This is a genomic window from Alteromonas sp. AO-Serp (genome assembly GCF_017849675.1).
Classification (GTDB): Bacteria; Pseudomonadota; Gammaproteobacteria; order Enterobacterales; family Alteromonadaceae; genus Alteromonas; species Alteromonas macleodii.
Genome location: NZ_JAFLMX010000347.1, coordinates 13,578 through 31,768 on the forward strand (window position 1 = coordinate 13,578; position 18,191 = coordinate 31,768).

Consider the following 18,191-nt stretch of genomic DNA (forward strand, 5'->3'; position numbering starts at 1 on the left):
GCCATGAAAAAATTAACCCTATTCAGTATTTTTCTGGCGGCAGTCGTTATTATTCTCGGTGCGTATACGCGTTTGACCGACGCTGGGCTAGGATGTCCCGACTGGCCTGGATGCTACGGTAACCTAACCGTGCCTTTGAGTGAGGAAAAAGTGGCACAAGCCAACGCCGCTTTTCCCGAACGTCCAGTTGAGGCGTTTAAGGCGTGGAATGAAATGATTCACCGCTATTTTGCAGGAACGCTGGGGCTGTGTGTTCTGGCTATTGCCATTATTGCTATTCGGCAGCGCGACAAAGGCACGCCCGTTAAATTACCTCTGTTACTGCTAGGGCTTATTATCTTCCAGGCAGCACTTGGTATGTGGACCGTGACGCTCAATCTCCTTCCCGTCGTAGTTATGGGGCATTTGCTGGGGGGCTTCTCTGTGCTCTCTTGCCTGTTTATTCTTTACCTCCGTTTGCGCAACACCGCAGGCGATGCATCGAAAATTAAACAAGCGCCCATCGCGTCCGCTATGCATGAACAAGGCATTACCGACTTACCTCAAGCCAAGGTCTTTCAGCGAAACCTTAAACTTTTCGCCTTTATTGGGCTTTGTGTGCTTGTTACCCAGATTGCTCTTGGTGGATGGACTTCTGCCAATTATGCTGCGTTGGCCTGTACGGAAATGCCGGTCTGTGAAAGCGGTTGGCAGGAAAGAATTGATTTGGCAGGTGCATTCAGTGTGCCTGATGCAGACAACTATGAGTTTGGTGCTCATGATTACGGCGAACGAGTTACCATGCACATAGTGCATAGGTTCGGCGCGGTCATCACGTTTTTATACTTGCTAGCACTAGGTATAAGTGTGTTGGTAAGCCGCTACACCACAAGTAAACAAAAAAATGTGGGTGCGTTTATGTTGGTAGCATTGTGCACGCAAGTGGCATTAGGACTTAGCAACATTATCTTTATGCTGCCACTGGCTGTCGCTGTAATGCATAACGCGGTCGCAGCCGTGTTACTTCTCTCCCTACTCAACCTCATTTTTACCGTATTTTTGGCACTAGAAAACGATAATGTTTTCGGTACAGAAAAACGTAATACAGGCTCATTCTCAGGTTCGAAATCACTGCAGGGGGCAGGTGCATTTAGCATCCACGAAGCGCCTTTGCACGACCCTTTAAACGCGTCAACGTCTTCTCATATTCTCCCTAAAGCTCCAGGAGGTTTCCATGGCTAAATCGGTCTCTTTACATGCGCGTACTTCACGTCAGCACAATGTAGTCACGTGGCGAGATTACTATGAAATGACTAAGCCTAATGTCGTCATGTTGTTGCTGTTAACCGCGTTAGTAGGAATGTGTTTAGCTACGCCTTCGTGGGTAAACGCAACCGTACTTATCTGTGGCTTATTGGGTATTGGTATGTTGTCTGCGTCTGCTGCGGCTATTAATCACGTTGTCGACCATAAGATAGATAGTGTGATGGCGCGTACATTTAATCGCCCCGTCGCAAAAGGCAAGGTTAGCATAAACAACGCGCTGTGGTTTGCAGGCGTTTTAGGTGTGGTTGGATTTGTAGTGTTAGCTCTTTTTGTGAATATGCTAACCGCGTGGTTAACCTTAGCAAGTTTAGTAGGCTACGCGTTTATCTATACGATGTATTTAAAGCGAGCGACACCGCAAAACATCGTGATTGGCGGTTTAGCAGGGGCTGCTCCACCGCTTCTAGGTTGGACCGCGGTTACAGGGGAAATACATGCCCATGCCCTGCTTTTAGTGCTGATTATCTTTACCTGGACGCCGCCGCATTTTTGGGCGCTCGCTATTCATAGAGAAAAAGATTACGCCAAAGCGAAGGTGCCCATGCTGCCGGTAACCCACGGTGTGTCATTTACGAAAACGTCAGTGTTGCTGTATACAGTATTGTTAGGGCTTGTATGTTTGCTGCCCTACCTTACAGGCATGAGCGATCTCATTTATTTGATTGGCTCAAGTGTGCTTAACATTGGGTTTTTATACTATGCATTAAAGTTAAAATTCGATGCAGAGCCACAAACTGCAATGAAAACTTTTAGGTTTTCAATTATTCATCTCATGGTATTGTTTGTCGTATTACTCTTAGATCACTACATACCACTGAGTTTATGAATCAACGAACTACTGTCGGCCTTGTTGCATTTTTAGCGCTATGTGCAGGCATCGTAGGGGCGCTGTATATCGCGCCCCCAAATGTTGAAAGTCAGCCTGAATACTTTCAGACTTACCCAGAGCCGAGAGCATTATCACCGTTTTCACTTACATCTCATGAAGGTGATGTGTTTGATAATTCGTCGCTTGAAGGGCAGTGGAGCTTAGTATTTGTGGGCTATACCTTCTGCCCCGATATTTGCCCAACTACCATGGCTGAATTGAACGGTATATATCCTGAACTAAAAGCATTAAATAGTGTCGAACCTATTCGAATTGTTTTTGTATCCGTTGATCCAAATCGCGATTCAATTGAAAGACTTTCAGAGTATGTGAGCTATTTTAATGAGGAGTTCATTGCCGTTACTGGAGAGCACAAGGCGCTATTCCCGTTTGTACGTAATTTAGGAATGATGTATGCCATTGCTGAAAGTACGGATAACCCCAACTATTTAGTTGATCACAGTGCATCTGTCGTACTTGTCGACCCTGAAGCTAGGGTGATAGGAAGATTCAAACCAAAAAGAGAGCCAGGAAAGCTATCGATAAGTGATTCCCAGCAAATATTGGCTGATATGCCAATAATAATCTCGAAGCAGTAATATGGAAATCAAAATAAGGCAAGGTGTGGCATCTGATGCTGCGCAAACTACGCCGCTTATATTGAATGCGGCGCAGTCTTTGTTAACGTCTATTTTTGGACAAAATAAAAATAAAACAGCTGAGGGCTACCTGTCTCACGCATGGGAACTCGGTGGCGGGCAATATGGCTTTAAGAATCATTGGGTGGCGTGTAGCGGTGACGAAGTACTCGGCGTTGTGACCTCTTGGCACAGCAAACTAGGTGCAACATTTGATAGGGCGACACTTGATAGCATCACATCGTACTTTACCCTCGATGAGGCTATGACAGTGCTCATGCGCAATCAGACCGTGGCCATCAATCTTACGCCGCCTACTAATACCGAACTCATGATAGGCCATCTCTCTGTTGAAGAAAGTGCCCGTCGAACGGGCGTGGGAACGATACTGGTAGATGCTATGCAAGCGCGAGCAGAAAAACTGAACAAACGTAAAGTGGTACTAGATGTTGAAGTGTCGAACGTGCCAGCCATTCGTTTCTATCAGCGCCATAGTTTTGTGGAAGAGTCGATAAATAAAGGTTTTATTCGATTTTCTAAACCTGTATAGGTAAACGTTTTCTTATATAAGCGCGAGCCCAATCGATATGCGCTCGCGCTCAAGCTTGGATGTGCCTTAACTACATGCCCTAGTCTGGGTAATTGCCGTTCTCATCTGCCACAAAGAAGGGCGTAGAGTACCAATAATAACGCCCTGATTGCGCATTAGACGGTGCTGTACAATTCACACGTGAACGTCCTACTGGAAGGGTTTCATCAAGGGTAAACGTAAGCACATTTTCTTCTAGGCTAGTCTCTATAGGGTCGCCGCCGAAAAAACAATTTACTTGTGTAAGGCGAACATCGTCACTGTCTATCGTTAAACTAATGGGCGATGACAGGTTTCGCGCTGTCATACGAGGGTCTTTATGTGAACTTTGCGTCACTGGCATGGCAAGACTATTAAGCTTGGTCTTTAGCGTTGCCAAATTGGCGTAAGAACCGGCCGCGGGGAAGCGCGGTAGTGCCTGCATGTCGCTAGATGGGCCCACAGCCCCGGAATGCTGCCCGAATCCTATGTAACCTTCAGTTTTGAGCTTATTAGCGAGCGCCGTGTTGTATTCACCAAACGGGTACGCTAAATATTTAAGGCTAATATCCAGTTTATCTTCAATCTTCTTTTCAGCACTTTCTACGTTCTGCCAAACTTTCTCCAGCCATGCGCGCTCGCCCATTGCTTGCTCACCGTTTAGCATATGAAGGTGGTCTAGCGTGTGGTTGGCAAAAACAACGCCATCGTTATGCATAGCAATAACTTGCTCCCATGTTAGCTGCTTAGGACCTACGCCAATTTCATCTGGGTTGATAAACACGGTATAGGGAAAACCTAGGTCAGCCAGTATTGGGTGAGCATTGTCTAAAATGTTTGCGTAGCCATCGTCAAACGTAATCGCAACCGCATTTTCTGGCAGTGTAGTGTTGTGTTGTATCGCAGAAACAACGTCCTGAAGCGAAACAACAGTGTGGTGTGCGTCCAAATATTCCATATGCGATTTAAAGGCTTCAGGCGAAATACTGGTACTGGCTGGTGTTGAAGACGACACATGGTGATAAAGCAAAATGGCGGCGTTAGGCGTGGTGCTAAGACTAGAGTCGATGTTACTACCACTTTGTTCCTTTGTAGTGGAAGTCGCATCAGCAACAGGGTTTGCATCTGAGCTTGAAGCAATGCTAGGTGAGACCAACAAAACATTGAAAATTCCCGCAAGCATTGAAGATAAGATCTTCAAACGCGTACGACTCGTCGTTCTATTTTGAATTACATTGTTGGTTTTCATATCATCATCCACTGAGTGCCTAATCAAATTCAATAGCATGGTAAACTCCAAATAATGCGACTTGGCCAATCTTATACATGGTCAAGCTGGTACGCATTTCACTTATGCCGCTGCATAGGTTGATAGTATATAGCGAAATTAACCCCTACTGAGATCATTTATGTCCCCTGCCCAACTAACTCAGCGCTCCTTTTTTGACGACCATTCCCGTCTGTTGGCGTTAGCGCTTCCCATGATCTTAGCGAATATTACTACGCCTCTATTAGGTTTGGTGGATACCGCGGTTTTGGGACACATGTCTTTACCAGCCATGCTTGCAGGGGCTTCGGTGGGCGCACTTATCTTAACGCAAATATACTGGGTGTGCGGGTTTCTTCGCATGTCATCAACAGGCTTGAGTGCACAAGCTAAAGGCTCACCGAACAATACATTAGAGTCAGCAAAAGTGCTGTGGCAAACGGTGGCGGTTGCTCTAGTGCTGGGGGCTGTGGTACTTGCTCTTCAATCTCCTATCTTGTCTATAGGTTTAGCTTTAACTCAGCCAAACAGTGAAGTTGCCCTGCATCTTCAAGACTATTTTTCGACGCGGGTATGGGGCGCACCAGCTGCCATGCTTAATCTGGCATTAGTTGGATGGTTAGTAGGGCAGCAAAAAACGCGCAGCGTCATGGCTATTCAAATTGTGGGAAATTTATTGAATGCGGGACTCGATGTAGTGTTTGTGTTCGAGCTTGGTTTGTCTGTAGCTGGCGTGGCGCTGGCCAGTGTTATCGCTGAGTATACCATGGCTATAATGGCGCTAGCGGTGGCGTTTAAGCGCGTTGGCGGTGTCGCGGTGAGTGCATCGTGGTTTAACCGTGCAGCTCGGAAGGTACTGATGAAGCTTAACGGTGACATGCTATTACGTAACTTAGCATTACAGGGCTGCTTAGCGTTTCTCACCATTCAAGGTGCACGTTACGGGGAAACGTCGGCGGCCGTCAATGCCATACTCATGCAGTTCTTTGTTCTTATTGCATTGGGACTTGATGGCATAGCCTATGGGGTGGAAGCGCTGGTGGGTGAAGCCAAGGGGGCGTCAGACAGCAGCGAAGTGAAACGACGCACCTACCAAGGGTTAGTCTGGTCGAGTATTTTTGCCCTTGTTTATAGCTTGATATTTTTCGCTGGCGGTGAGGCCATTATCGCGCTGCTTACCGAACATAGTGACATTGTAAAAGCTGCGCTACCTTATCTTGGTTTAATGGTATTACTTCCTCTATTAGCGCATTGGTGTTTTTTGTACGATGGCGTATTTGTTGGTCTTACCCGAGCCAGCGCAATGAGAAATACCATGATAATAAGTGCGTTAGGGGTGTATTTCCCCGTTTGGTATCTCACGCAAGATCAGGGTAACGTCAGCCTTTGGTATGCTCTCCTTGCCTTTTTACTCGCTCGCGGTATGACATTGGCCTGGAGCTTTTATCGATTAGATAAACGCGGTGAGCTAGCGACACCGCAAAGCTAGTGTTTTATAACGCTTCGCTGACCTTACTTAGGGAAGGCGTGCTGAGCACGCTGCCTCTCTCAGTTTTTCTAGGCATCATTCAGTATTATTCTTGCTAATGTGTTTTTGCGCGGTTCTTTTTTGCACAATGATAATAGTGTGTAGTTCAGGGTGCTGATCGAATTCAACGTGACGAACAAACCCGCCTGCTTCTATCAATATTTCTATGTATCTATGTAGCCCCAGCGAGGCGTAGTAGACTTCTGGGCCCATCACTTCGTTTGTGTGTTGGCCGCTTTCATCTGTACCTCCACAGCTAAAAAGCAACACACCGTCATCGTCTAAGTGATCCACTAGCTTCTTAAGCAAAGGCTCTTGCTGCGTTAGGGGAATATGCCAAAAGCTATCCCAAGCGCTAATAAACGAATAGTGCTTGGGGATAGTGAATGTACACACGTCGGCGCAATAGAAGGTATGAGCGGGTAATTGGGACGTCGCAATGGCCAGCATATCTTTGGAAACATCAATGCCTTCGTAAGCTAGCCCTGCGCTTTCGATAACCGGGACAAAACGATTGGTGCATCCGCAACCTATGTCTAGTGCGTAACCTCGTTTCTTTGGTTTGTCTTTATTGCTCGCTTCTCCCTTATCAAGCGCTTCACTCTTATCATGCGCTTCTCCCTTATCAAGCGCTTCGCTGGGCACCGTATCAGGCTCTTGTGATGGGGTGTCCGCTAAAAATGACAATGCTTTTTGGTAGGCGGTTAACCCATTTTTCTGATTAAATTCAGGACGAGTCCAAAGGTGTGTAATGGTGTCGTAGGCCTTGCCAGTTTCTTCAGGTGTCATATTCCCTCTGTTAGCTGCGCTTTTACTGGTTCAAGGTTAATTCATCTAGCAACAATGTATAGTGCAAAGAAGAGAAAAGGCGAAACCCGTTTAGGATATTGAGCGGCCAGACAGTAACACCTATGTAGTTTCGTTTGGTTAGGGCTTATATGTAGACATAACTAGGCATTACCCAAAACGCTATTACTCAAAGTGCTATTATTCAAAGGGCTTTGGGCCAAATAGACAGCTAAAAGTGAATAGCCTGCAAAAAGAGCGTGATCATTTAAGCAGGCAGCACTTGAGCTATTTTCTTACGATGTGCGTGGCACAGAGCTTGTTGCCTGCTGGGTCTCGCAGATAAGCAAGATACAGCTGGCGTTCCCCATTGCCTCGAATACCCGGTGGGTCCTCGCATGGCACGCCCCCATTCTCGCTTCCTACTTTATGCCATTCATCAACGATGTCTGGTGTTCGAGCGGCAAGGCCGAGTGTGGTGCCATTACCGTGTGTGGCAGCCTCTCCGTTAATCGGCTTTGTTAGCGCTAAAATACCTTTCGGCGTATAGTAAAAAACCCGTCCGTATTCATCAAAAACGCCTGGTTCGTATCCCAATACTCCTAAAATAGCATCGTAGAATTTTTTTGATGCTTCAAGGTCGTTCGCACCAATCATTACGTGGCTAAACATAGCTGTGTCCTCTGAAAATAGTAGGGCCAATTCCCTTTTATCAAAGTTAGGTTATGTGTGTTTCGCTACTTACCCTTTGCTAACGCTTTAGGGAGCTAATGCAAAATCTACCGCAGCTGAAGCATGAATAGCGGTAGTATCGTATAACTTAACTTTGGTGTGATGTTGTTGAACTAATAAGGCAATTTCTGTGCAGCCTAAAATGATGCCTTCAGCACCCTCGGCCGCCAGTTCATTTATAATGTCAATATACGCGTTACGGGATTCAACACAAATCACGCCCTTGCATAATTGTTCATAAATAATGTTATGAACCGTGTCTCGTTGTTGGGCATTTGGAGTAACAACCTCAATGCCAAAAATCTCTTTAAGGCGGGATGTATAAAAGGTTTGTTCCATGGTGAAGCGGGTGCCCAGTAGCCCAACTTTCTTAACCCTATCTTGTTGCAACACGCACCCCGTAGCGTCGGCAATGTGAATAAGTGGAATAGTGATCTTCTGCTCTATGTCAGCTGCTACTTTGTGCATGGTATTGGTACAAATTAATATGGCTTTTGCCCCCGCAGTTTCTAAGTGCTTCGCCTCGCGGATCAGTATATCGGCGGTTTTATCCCATTCTCCTTTATGCTGAAGCTGCTCTATGTGGGCAAAGTCAACGCTGCTTATTATCAGCGGTGCGCTATGAAGGCCGCCAAGTCGAGCATTTACACCACGGTTTATGGCTTGATAGTAACTGACCGTTGATTCCCAACTCATTCCGCCAAGCAGGCCCAGCTTCTTTGTTGTATTCACCACAGCTCCCTTTTATTTTGTTAGGCACTTTGCGCAACCTCTAATCTACCTATAACCTGAGACGAGCGCTAGGCGAACATAAATGAACGGGAGACAGCTGCGTAATGTAGAGTATGGCGTATGGGTAAAACTGAGTGCAAGCGACTGGCTTACATAAAGAATAGGGCAAGAAGATATGGCGTAGAGCCGGAAGTAATCAGAATTTAGGCGGCGGCTTTTTGTTTTTCATAAAAGAAAAGCGCTGAATAAAAATTCCCCAGTAACCCAACATGGCGATAGCGAAACCGACAAATAATATAAGAAGGCTCAGGTAATGCAGCGTGATATGAAGTTCACTTAAGGTAAACAACAGCAAGACGCCGACAACGAAAATAGATAGACCTATTTTGAATCGTTGCCAGCTTTTGTGAATGTCTTGCTTTAGCATGAGATAGTTATCGAGATATGCACTTAAGCAAGTGCAATATTACGCTTAGTAGTAAGAGTGCTCACCCGCTTGGTGCTCAGTCGCATCGCGCACGCCCTTAAGCTCGCCAGCGAATTGCTCGACCATTTGCTTCTCAATACCTTCTTTAAGCGTTACGTCTACCATTGAGCAACCATTGCAGCCGCCGCCGAACTGAAGTATGGCATAGCCATCGTCAGTCAGTTCTGTCAATACAACATTGCCACCATGGCTCGCTAACTGAGGATTGATTTCCGACTCAATCATATAGTTAATTCGCTCAATTAATGGTGCGTCGTCAGACACTTTACGCGCTTTTGCATTAGGTGCTTTTAAGGTTAACTGTGAGCCCATTTGATCGGTAACGTAGTCAATTTCCGCTTCCTCTAAATAAGGCGCGCTTTCTTCATCTACGACCGCATCGAAACCATTAAATGGCAAACGGGTATCTGTTTCTTCAACCGCGTCTGGTGGGCAATAGGACACGCCACACTCAGCCGACGAAGTGCCCGGATTTACGACGAATACACGAATATTCGTGCCAGACTCTTGTTTACTCAACAGTTTTACGAAGTGAGCCTGGGCTTCTTCTGATATAGTTATCATCAGCAAGTCCTACATATTTTGAAATTTGGATTATTGTATCAAATTTACCTGAGTAAAACAGTCAGGTATTAATTAAATAAATTATTCCAGTGAATCGAATTTGTTGAGAGGCGTGCACATCGACACTATTCTCAACCATAACAACAAGACGGGAAGCGCTATGTTCGCGAAATTGCATTACACCGCCAAAAAGAATCCATTCTCACTCGTTTCATTATTAGCCCTTGGTACCATCGCCTTTGGGGCAACAGCCAGTCAGAAATCATTAGCACAACCCGCCTCTGCTTCAACTGTTACTATTGCACCTGATGTAGGCGGGCAGCCGGTGACAGCATACTTACCTGACACGGTATCCTACAACCCAGCTATTCCCACGCCTGAATCGATACTAGGCGCCAACATTGGCGAGTGGCATGTGCGTCACGACCAAGTCGTCAATTATATGAAACTACTTGCCGAGAAGTCTGACCGTATCACCATTGAAGAAACCGGCCGTACTCACGAAAACCGCCCACTTCTGTTACTGACAATCACAGCGCCCTCAAATAGAAACAATATTGAGGCGATGAGGCAGCAACACATTGATGCAATGGAAAGCGGCAAGAAAGTAGGTAGCGATGCTCCCCTTATTTTCTACATGGGCTACAGTATTCACGGTAACGAGCCTTCCGGAACCAATGCTTCACTTGCGTTGGCTTATTATTTGGCCGCGGCTGAAGGTAAAGAAATTGATGCCTTGTTGAATAACAATATTGTGCTGTTTGATCCGTCTTTCAACCCCGACGGGCTTTCTCGATTTGCTCAGTGGGCAAATATGCACAAGGGCAAGCAGCTGGTTTCTGACAGTCGACATCGTGAACACGATGAGGGGTGGCCGTCAGGTAGAACAAATCATTACTGGTTTGATTTAAACCGCGACTGGCTATTGCTGGCGCACCCAGAGTCGCAGGCGCGAATTAAACAGTTTCATAAATGGCGCCCACATATCCTCACCGATTTTCATGAGATGGGGACAGACAGCACCTATTTTTTCCAGCCTGGTGTGCGCTCGCGTAAAAATCCACTGACGCCTGATGAGAACGTAACGCTAACTGAAGCGCTTGCCCAGTATCATGCTGCCGCGTTTGATGAGCAAGGGGAGCTCTATTTTACCCAAGAAGCGTTTGACGATTTCTACGCAGGCAAAGGCTCGACCTACCCAGATTTACACGGCAGTGTGGGTATTCTTTTTGAGCAAGCAAGCTCACGGGGCCACATTCAGGACTCTATTAATGGCAAGCTTGCCTTCAAAGACACCATAGCAAATCAAATTACTACGTCTTTAAGCACTTTTAGAGGCGCATTGGCAAATAAGGCTGCTATTCTCGATTATCAATCGGGTTTTGTTAAGAGCACACAGTCACTGGCTGAAAAGGATGAGCAGGTAGGTTTTGTTGTTAGTGCATCGAATGACACAGCTCGCTTTAACGCATTTGTTGCATTGCTTGAACAGCATCATATTAATTACGAGGTGTTAACGAAAGATGTTGAGGTAAGCAAAGTTCGCTATGGTGCAGGTAGCGCGATTTATATTCCTTCAAACCAGCCTCAATACCGTTTAGTAAAGTCAATTTTCTCTACCCAAACCTCGTTTGAGAACAACACGTTTTACGATGTATCAACGTGGAATTTGGCTTTGGCTTTCAATTTGGATTACGCGCCTCTAGATAGGGGCGATGCGCGAAGCCTAAAACTTAGCGACAGCACCGCACTTGCACAACCAACACTTAACGATATCCATCCAGATGCATACGCGTATGCGTTTTCATGGCAGCAGTACTATGCGCCAGCCATGCTGCAAACGCTATTGGAAGCAGGCGTGAAGGTACGCAGCAGTGAAGAAGCGTTCTCTGCTATTAAATATGACGGGAAAAACGTTGAGCTTCAGCCTGGCAGTATTATTGTGCCTAAAGGTTTGGGTCAGCCAGAAAACCTGGCGGCTATTTTGCGTGAAGCGCAACAGCAACTTCAGGTGCCTGTGTTTAGTTTGCGCAGTGGGTTAACACCCACTGGGCACGATTTGGGTAGCCGGAGCATGGCACCTGTTACCTTGCCACAGGTGTTAATAGTGGGCGGCGAAGGCACCAGTGAATACGAAGCAGGTGAAATATGGCACTATTTCGACACAAAAGTGGGGCTGGCTGCCAGTATTGTTGAGCAACAACATCTGACAAGCGCGCTTAATGATCCGAGCGTTACTTATACGCACCTTTTATTCCCTAGCGGTGGATATCGCTTTACCGAAAGTGAAAGAACTCAAATTGAGCAGTGGGTGAAAGCCGGTGGCGTGATCGTGGGGCAGAAATCCGCGTTGCGTTATTTCGCTCAACATAAATGGTTAGACGTAGAAATTGTTAGTCGAGAGAGTATTGATAACGCGTTCGATGAAAGCGAACTCAGCTATAAAGATGGCGCATCGTTATACGCCAGAAAGTTGGTGGCTGGCGCTGTGTTTGAAGCCAATATCGACAATACTCATCCATTGTTCTACGGCTATGATGACGACACACTGCCCATGTTTAAAACCAATAATATGATAGTGGAGGCCAGTAGTTCACCCTTTATAACGCCTGCGCGCTATACTGATGAGCCTCTCATGGCTGGGTTTAGTGACAAAAGAATGGTTGCGCTAATGGCTGAATCAACTGCTGTGACGACTCAAAAAATGGGGCGCGGCGTTATCATTGGCTTTACCGACAATACGCAGTTTAGAGGGTACTGGTATGGCACGAACAAGATGCTGGCCAATGCAATCTACCAGTCTCACTTTATTCGCTAAATCAGCTTGAAAGGCGCGGCGAATGCCGCGCTTTTCAGTATCACCGCTTCTGCTCACTAGGCTTTCTGATACAGACTGCTTTTAGGCGGTGGCGTAAATGCCGCGACCCACACCTGAATGTGTAAATTTGGGTAGCGTTTTTTGAGCCTTTTACTCAATGTATTCACGGTCACGCCGGTGGTGAGTACGTCATCGACGATTGCAACGCTGAAGTTGCTGCCATCTTTAATGCCTTGCGCTATTGCTATCTCATCATCGATACACTGCGTCGATAGACTAAATACACGGCTTGCGTTTTCGGCTCTCGCCATTTTGGATAAGTGATGCTGCACGCTAAAGCCCCGTCGTTTGGCCCACGACTGGTTAACTGGAACATTCAGCTCACTGCTTATGCTTTCACACAGAAGCGTAGCCTGATTGTAGTGCCGTGTAGCAAGTCGCCATGCACTAATTGGCACCGGAAGCAGCACATTGGGCACTGATAAAGTGCACTGTCGCATTTTATGGACAAACCAGTTACTTAATACTTTTCCTGCCGTAAGGGAATGCGTAAACTTTAACTGGTGAACCAGCGATGACATTGGCCACGTATGAAGTCCCAAAACGCGTAACGCGTCATAGTGGCTATGCTTGACGTGGCCTGCCACAGGGCCATATTGAAGTAGGTTACTTCCGTGCAACGTGGCATCGAAAAAAAATATGTCATCTTCACACCAGTGACATACTGGCGTAGGACTTGCCTGATAACATAGCAAGCATGAAAGGTTCATAGTGTTGATTCCATCAACTTCCTTGAATTGTCGAACGTCGACCTGTTTTCATTATTTCGTGTTGCCTCAAAAACACGTGACTGCCTAAGGAGGTGTAAATGGAAAGTTTGCATACAAACGGCGAGCTTGTCACCCGTACTCAGGGTACAGGCGTAGATGTGGTATTTCTTCATGGTTGGGGTATGAACAGCGGAGCGTTCACATCCTTTATTCCTTATTTAAGCGATAATTTTCGCGTCACCACCATAGATCTTCCTGGGTTTGGGGAAAATGCAGAGTTCGTCCCGTCACCGTATAACGTGGAAACATTGGCTCAAGCCATTGTGAACCAGCTTCCAAACCAGTGTGTGTTGGTTGGTTGGTCATTAGGTGGCCTGGTTGCGCAAAAGTTAGCGCTGTTAGCACCAGAAAAACTTACCGGACTGGTAACGATTGCTTCAACACCTCGATTTATAGCAGGGCCTTGTTGGCCGGGTATTGCTGCCGATTTACTGTCAATGTTCGAGACTCAGCTTGAAAAAAACTATCAGAAAACACTGGAACGTTTTTTGGCAATTCAAGCGATGGGCAGCGAAACGGCAAAGCAGGATATTAAGGCGATCAGAGAACAGGTAACCCAATTCCCAGATCCCGCCGAGGAAGCCCTTAAGAAAGGTTTACGCATATTGTCTACTGAAGACATGCGTCAAGACGTGGGGCGAATAACTACACCCACGTTACGATTGTATGGCAGGTTAGATAGTTTAGTGCCGACCAGCGGAATAGATCGTATATGTGAGCTACATCCGCAGGCCGATACTGTTGTTCTGCCTCATGCGTCACATGCGCCGTTTATTTCACATCCTCAGCAAACTGCTGACATTTTATTTCGCTTTGCCGCTGGCATTTATCAGCAAAAGGCGTCTTAATAGAGCGATGACATGAAGCTTCAAACCGCGGCTTGCCGATTGTTTGGAGCTTTTCTTATCTTTGACAGCCTAATAAAAACCGCCTGCTTACAATAAGTTAATGACAGGATGTGATACATGTCTTTCCATTTGTGTGAAATTGGTTAATAATTGCACATGAGAGGTTAGGGGTAGTGTATGACAAGTATTGATGGTTTAAGTGCAGGCTCTGCATTTGCAGCGGCTCAATATGGTTTACAAAATGCCAGCGATGGAATTTCGCAGGCAGCATCAAATATTGCTCAGCGAACTGCTGAGGATGCGGTAGCACCCGCTCAACCTATTGCGACCAATACCGACACGACAAACACGTCATCGAACTCAACGTCTACCTCCACGCGTCTCACTGACGACTTAATCGCGCTCAATGTAAACGAACGTAATGCTCAAGCCTCTGCCAAAGTACTAGGTGTTGCCGATGAGATGCTTGGTACCATCATAGACGTGCTTGCGTAGGCGGAGCAGTTACGGTGAATATCGTTACACCAATCCTTAACGCCATTGCTTATCCCACGGCGAACATAAATACAGAGTCTGCACGTAGAGATAACGTGCAGCGAGAAACTATTCCCCAAGCGTCAGATTCCCAACAAGGCGCTTCTCAGAAAGGCTTAGGGTCTGAAGCCGACAAGGCAAAAAGCCCAGGTCAGCCACCATCGCCGGTTACTTACGAGCGCCCTCAGGTACAAACAGAACTTCAAGCTGCCTTTCAAAACGTATTTGGGCAACAGAAAGATAATGCGCAGGATGAGAGTGCAGGCAAGCAGGACGCGCAAGACAGGCAACAAGAACAGCAAGAGAAAAAAGACGCTGCTGAAATTGAGCAGTTAAAAGCCCGCGATCAGGAAGTGAGGGTTCACGAGCAAGCGCATGCTTCAACAGGCGGTCAGTACGCCGGTGCTCCGCAGTATGAATACACTACAGGCCCTGACAATAAACGCTATGTGACCGATGGCGAAGTGTCGATTGATGTTTCAGAAGAAAAAACGCCAGAGGAAACGCTGAAAAAAATGGAGCAAGTGCGCGCAGCCGCCCTCGCACCAGCTGAACCTTCATCACAAGATTTAAAAGTGGCTGCAGAGGCTTCTCAAAAAGCCACAGAGGCCCGTAGCGAGATTGCCAAAGGCCAAACAGAAACGGCTTCAGCAGGTTCTACCTCAGCACAAAGCAATGGTATTGTTGCAGACACTGGGGCAGCCGTGCAGCCCGATACAAATATAGGCACCGCAACCGATTCTATTGCGGATATGGTGTTAGATAATCAATCTTCATCAGCAGACACACAAGGCTTTCAGGCAAATGAGTCTAATGTGATGCAAACACGAATTGGCCGCATTCAAAATGCTTATTTGCAAGCTTACACCCCCTCTAGAGAAGGTTTATCGCTTCAAGCATGATAACGTGCAATTAACGCTAGCTGCTTAACATTGCACGAACGATTTAGCCCGTCATAGCTAAGGGCTAAATCGCGAAAAAAGCACTTTCACTTCCCTTGCATTGCCTTAAAACCAGCAGGCCCTAATAATCCAGTATTGCCTTTGTAAACGGATATTTAGGTGAGCCGCCAGTGATGTCTGAAAGTACCGAGTTCATGGTATCTACGTCGCTATCGAAGCCACCATGGGACGTGGCGGCGGTGGCATCACCTACTTTCCCCTCACTGTACTTAAACGTCACGTTGGGCAGCGGCTGATTAAACACAGCCATACCTAACAAGGGCATCTCTGGTTTGGATTCAAACGCATTTGATACTAAATAGAGCAACGACTTCTGGTAAATACGCGCCACGTGGTCATCTTTTTCCAACGCTTCAGATAAGTTGTAAACCGTGGTCGATTCAATGTGTTTCCCTTCTATAAGCGCAGAGAGCTTTTCGTTGAACAAGGGGTAGCTAATGGCTGGAGCCAGTAAATGCAGACTCTTAATCGTTATGTTTTCATCAACTTTACACAGCCTAGATAGGCTGTGTGCATGAAAAATAGAGCCAGCAGAATGCCCTACGACATGCAGCTTAATATCTGAATTGTCTTTCAAGTAGGCGGCCAATTGCGTTAGGAAATACGTACCATCTGATGTGGTACGGGTAAAGGGCGTGCAAGCGTCTGATTTCATTTCTCGCCACAGTGCGCCGCCTACTTTACGTGTTGCCCATTCTAGTATGCGGTCAGTGTAGTCAGTGAAGGCTCCTACTTTGTTGCTAATCTCTTTATTCTTAAAGCCCAGAATATCCTTGAGTTCTTCTAGCATACCCGTGTCGTACATGAAGTGAATGGGGTAAATATCGTTTTTAAGAAAGGTGTCTTTCATTGCTGCAATGCGTTTAGCCGAAGCTTTTATGCTATTTAAGCCGCCATGTGCATACAGCATTACGTGGCGATGGTTACTTTCGGAAAGTTTTTCAATAATGGCATCGACGTGGTTTTTATTGCTCCAATATTTACTTCTGGTATCAAAGTGACCGTCGTCGAAATGAATGAAGTGATCTTGAATACTCACCCGTGGTGTGGAGCGAGAAAATAAACCCTGTGCAATAGAGCGCGTAGCTTGGTGGTAAGTGCCTGTACCTGAAATAGGAAGTGCGAGTTGAACAACCCACGCATCCATAACGTTTAACGCCCAGTCATCGTAACGCCAAAGTGCCAGCCCTGACTTTTTCCAATCCGTCCCCCAGGAGTTTTGGATCCAGAAGCCTTCATCGTTATAGCCAACAATGGCAAACGCGTGGCCACCCATGGGTTCAGGCCTTAAGCTTATTACATCACCTTCGCTATCTTTCCAGCCTTCATGAATTCTGGCAGAAACAAAGATTACGCCCACTTCGTTAAGTGCCGCATGAAAATCACTAATTTCTCGTTCAATACGGTAGTACGCACCTAGCCTGTGATTGCTGGCATTGTTAGCAATAGCTAGGGTCATTTCAAATTCGTTGCTGTGCTTAATATCTTCAGTTAGTGACTCGTTACATACGCCACTGTTGTACCACCCCTTAATTGCACCGCGGCAGCTAGAGCCTTCATACGCTTCACCTAACCACTCATCATGACGTTTAGCCATGGCATAAAGCATCCACGGGCTAACAGTATGTTTTCGGCCTTGCTGACGGTAAATGAAATTAATGGTAGCGGCCAATGCAAAGCCGGTGCACGCTCCATCTTTACCTTGGTCTAAAATAACCAAATTGCCTGGCGGGTCGATAAAAGGCTTAAGTGGAGTAAGATTTGGCTGGTAATAACGATCCCGAAGGTCGGGGTAATCGGCGCTGACATTCAGCATGTTTTTTGAGACAGGCGAGTTCATAAAATCATCCTTTGATGAGGGCAGATAATCTTTGCTGTACAGTTGGATGATTACGCTCGTACACCAAAGGTTAGTGGCCCTTAGCTCATTATGGTTGTCCGAAAGTGCTGCCTAGAAAAAGGCTGTGGTCAAATGAGCAACATTACCTTCGTTAAACGTTAAGGCTCTAAAAGCATGTCAACGGCCTTGCTAAACGCTACCAATATACGAACTTCGGTTTCGGTGTGACCCCCACCTCTTCATTATTTCGGTATTCTCTATTTTGGTGCTTTTGGCTAAAGAGTTTTTGGGCACATGAAATTTCTATGCGCCGAACTAATGTACCACAATCTAATGTAGCAAAAACGGCAGGCTAAATGGAAGCGTGATACAAAAAGGGCCTGTCAGTGACAGGCCCTCTATAAGCAACAGTAAATTCGCTACTGTTTACTTTTTTGCTTTAGCAAATGCATCAGCAAAGGCGTTGCCCATGGCGCTGTTTTGAGGCTGGCTGTTGCGATTGCCGCCACCCTGATTTGAACGAGGGTTTGCTTTTGCGTTAGCACGCCCAGGCCCTTTGTTTTGTGGTTTTCCTGCTGCTGGTTTGCCGCCTGCATTATTGCTTTGACTCGGTGTATCGTCTAAGCGCATGGTGAAGGAAATACGCTTGCGCGGTACGTCTACTTCAAGCACTTTTACTTTAACGATATCGCCCGCTTTGACCACCTCGCGAGGGTCTGAGATAAACTTGTTAGTGAGTGCTGAAATATGCACCAGTCCATCTTGATGCACGCCTACATCAACGAACGCGCCAAAGTTGGCAACGTTGCTAACCACACCCTCTAAAATCATGCCTGGTTTAAGGTCGTTAATGGTTTCAACGCCTTCTTTAAACGCGGCAGTTT

The 18,191-nt window shown here is 46.4% G+C and carries 18 protein-coding genes; 9 read left to right on the forward strand and 9 right to left on the reverse strand.

Annotated features, from left to right (window positions below):
* The first annotated feature begins 3 nt into the window (after positions 1-3).
* From QVA83_RS21630 to QVA83_RS21645, 4 genes are read left to right on the forward strand one after another with little or no spacing between them, the layout of a single operon-like run.
* Complete coding sequence (locus QVA83_RS21630; protein WP_156079059.1) at positions 4-1,221, forward strand: COX15/CtaA family protein; 1,218 nt, start codon at positions 4-6, stop codon at positions 1,219-1,221.
* Positions 1,214-2,131: a heme o synthase gene (cyoE, locus tag QVA83_RS21635; RefSeq protein WP_156079058.1), complete on the forward strand. Its 918-nt coding sequence runs from the start codon at positions 1,214-1,216 to the stop codon at positions 2,129-2,131. Before QVA83_RS21630 ends, cyoE begins: the two co-directional genes overlap by 8 nt.
* Complete coding sequence (locus QVA83_RS21640) at positions 2,128-2,772, forward strand: SCO family protein (RefSeq protein WP_156079057.1); 645 nt, start codon at positions 2,128-2,130, stop codon at positions 2,770-2,772. The genes cyoE and QVA83_RS21640 overlap by 4 nt, the downstream gene beginning before the upstream one ends.
* A 1-nt stretch (position 2,773) precedes the next feature.
* Positions 2,774-3,361 (forward strand): GNAT family N-acetyltransferase, encoded by a 588-nt coding sequence (locus tag QVA83_RS21645; RefSeq protein ID WP_014951376.1) that lies wholly within the window; start codon positions 2,774-2,776, stop codon positions 3,359-3,361.
* Between the two features lie 79 nt (positions 3,362-3,440).
* On the opposite strand, the gene QVA83_RS21650 is transcribed toward QVA83_RS21645, so the two are convergent.
* On the reverse strand, positions 3,441-4,667 hold the full coding sequence (locus QVA83_RS21650) for a polysaccharide deacetylase family protein (protein WP_156079056.1): 1,227 nt from the start codon (positions 4,665-4,667) through the stop codon (positions 3,441-3,443).
* A 121-nt stretch (positions 4,668-4,788) separates the two neighbouring features.
* Here QVA83_RS21650 and QVA83_RS21655 point away from each other — a divergent pair, with 121 nt between their 5' ends.
* The gene (locus QVA83_RS21655) at positions 4,789-6,135 is read left to right on the forward strand and encodes an MATE family efflux transporter (RefSeq protein WP_156079055.1); all 1,347 of its coding nucleotides are present in this window, start codon (positions 4,789-4,791) and stop codon (positions 6,133-6,135) included.
* 75 nt (positions 6,136-6,210) lie between these two features.
* Here QVA83_RS21655 and QVA83_RS21660 read toward each other — a convergent pair whose 3' ends face one another.
* The 5 genes from QVA83_RS21660 to nfuA all read right to left on the reverse strand — a co-directional run bounded on the left by QVA83_RS21660 (position 6,211) and on the right by nfuA (position 9,475).
* On the reverse strand, positions 6,211-6,963 hold the full coding sequence (locus QVA83_RS21660; protein WP_287498959.1) for a class I SAM-dependent DNA methyltransferase: 753 nt from the start codon (positions 6,961-6,963) through the stop codon (positions 6,211-6,213).
* Between the two features lie 285 nt (positions 6,964-7,248).
* Entirely contained in the window at positions 7,249-7,632 is a 384-nt protein-coding gene (locus tag QVA83_RS21665; RefSeq protein ID WP_014951372.1) for a VOC family protein, read from the reverse strand.
* Positions 7,633-7,719: 87 nt separating this feature from the next.
* Positions 7,720-8,424 carry an aspartate/glutamate racemase family protein gene (locus QVA83_RS21670; RefSeq protein WP_014951371.1) on the reverse strand — a complete coding sequence of 235 codons (705 nt, stop codon included), beginning with the start codon at positions 8,422-8,424 and terminating at the stop codon, positions 7,720-7,722.
* Between the two features lie 196 nt (positions 8,425-8,620).
* Positions 8,621-8,851, reverse strand: a complete 231-nt coding sequence (locus QVA83_RS21675; protein ID WP_014980727.1) for a hypothetical protein — start codon at positions 8,849-8,851, stop codon at positions 8,621-8,623.
* A 45-nt stretch (positions 8,852-8,896) separates the two neighbouring features.
* Entirely contained in the window at positions 8,897-9,475 is a 579-nt protein-coding gene (nfuA, locus tag QVA83_RS21680) for a Fe-S biogenesis protein NfuA (protein WP_014951369.1), read from the reverse strand.
* A gap of 160 nt (positions 9,476-9,635) precedes the next feature.
* Here nfuA and QVA83_RS21685 point away from each other — a divergent pair, with 160 nt between their 5' ends.
* Positions 9,636-12,293, forward strand: coding sequence for a M14 family zinc carboxypeptidase (locus QVA83_RS21685; protein ID WP_156079053.1), 2,658 nt, complete (start codon positions 9,636-9,638; stop codon positions 12,291-12,293).
* A 56-nt stretch (positions 12,294-12,349) separates the two neighbouring features.
* On the opposite strand, the gene QVA83_RS21690 is transcribed toward QVA83_RS21685, so the two are convergent.
* Positions 12,350-13,063, reverse strand: coding sequence for a ComF family protein (locus QVA83_RS21690; protein WP_014951367.1), 714 nt, complete (start codon positions 13,061-13,063; stop codon positions 12,350-12,352).
* A 98-nt stretch (positions 13,064-13,161) separates the two neighbouring features.
* On the opposite strand from QVA83_RS21690, the gene bioH reads away from it, so the two are divergent.
* The 3 genes from bioH (at position 13,162) to QVA83_RS21705 (ending at position 15,407) form a co-directional block, all read left to right on the forward strand.
* Positions 13,162-13,971, forward strand: coding sequence for a pimeloyl-ACP methyl ester esterase BioH (gene bioH / locus QVA83_RS21695; RefSeq protein ID WP_156079052.1), 810 nt, complete (start codon positions 13,162-13,164; stop codon positions 13,969-13,971).
* Positions 13,972-14,148: 177 nt separating this feature from the next.
* Positions 14,149-14,466, forward strand: a complete 318-nt coding sequence (locus QVA83_RS21700) for a hypothetical protein (protein WP_156079051.1) — start codon at positions 14,149-14,151, stop codon at positions 14,464-14,466.
* Positions 14,467-14,480: 14 nt separating this feature from the next.
* The gene (locus QVA83_RS21705; RefSeq protein WP_156079050.1) at positions 14,481-15,407 is read left to right on the forward strand and encodes a putative metalloprotease CJM1_0395 family protein; all 927 of its coding nucleotides are present in this window, start codon (positions 14,481-14,483) and stop codon (positions 15,405-15,407) included.
* A 121-nt stretch (positions 15,408-15,528) separates the two neighbouring features.
* On the opposite strand, the gene QVA83_RS21710 is transcribed toward QVA83_RS21705, so the two are convergent.
* Positions 15,529-17,307: a C1 family peptidase gene (locus QVA83_RS21710; protein ID WP_156079049.1), complete on the reverse strand. Its 1,779-nt coding sequence runs from the start codon at positions 17,305-17,307 to the stop codon at positions 15,529-15,531.
* Between the two features lie 426 nt (positions 17,308-17,733).
* The coding region (locus QVA83_RS21715) for a S1 RNA-binding domain-containing protein (protein WP_287498960.1) at positions 17,734-18,191 on the reverse strand (458 nt) is incomplete at its 5' end.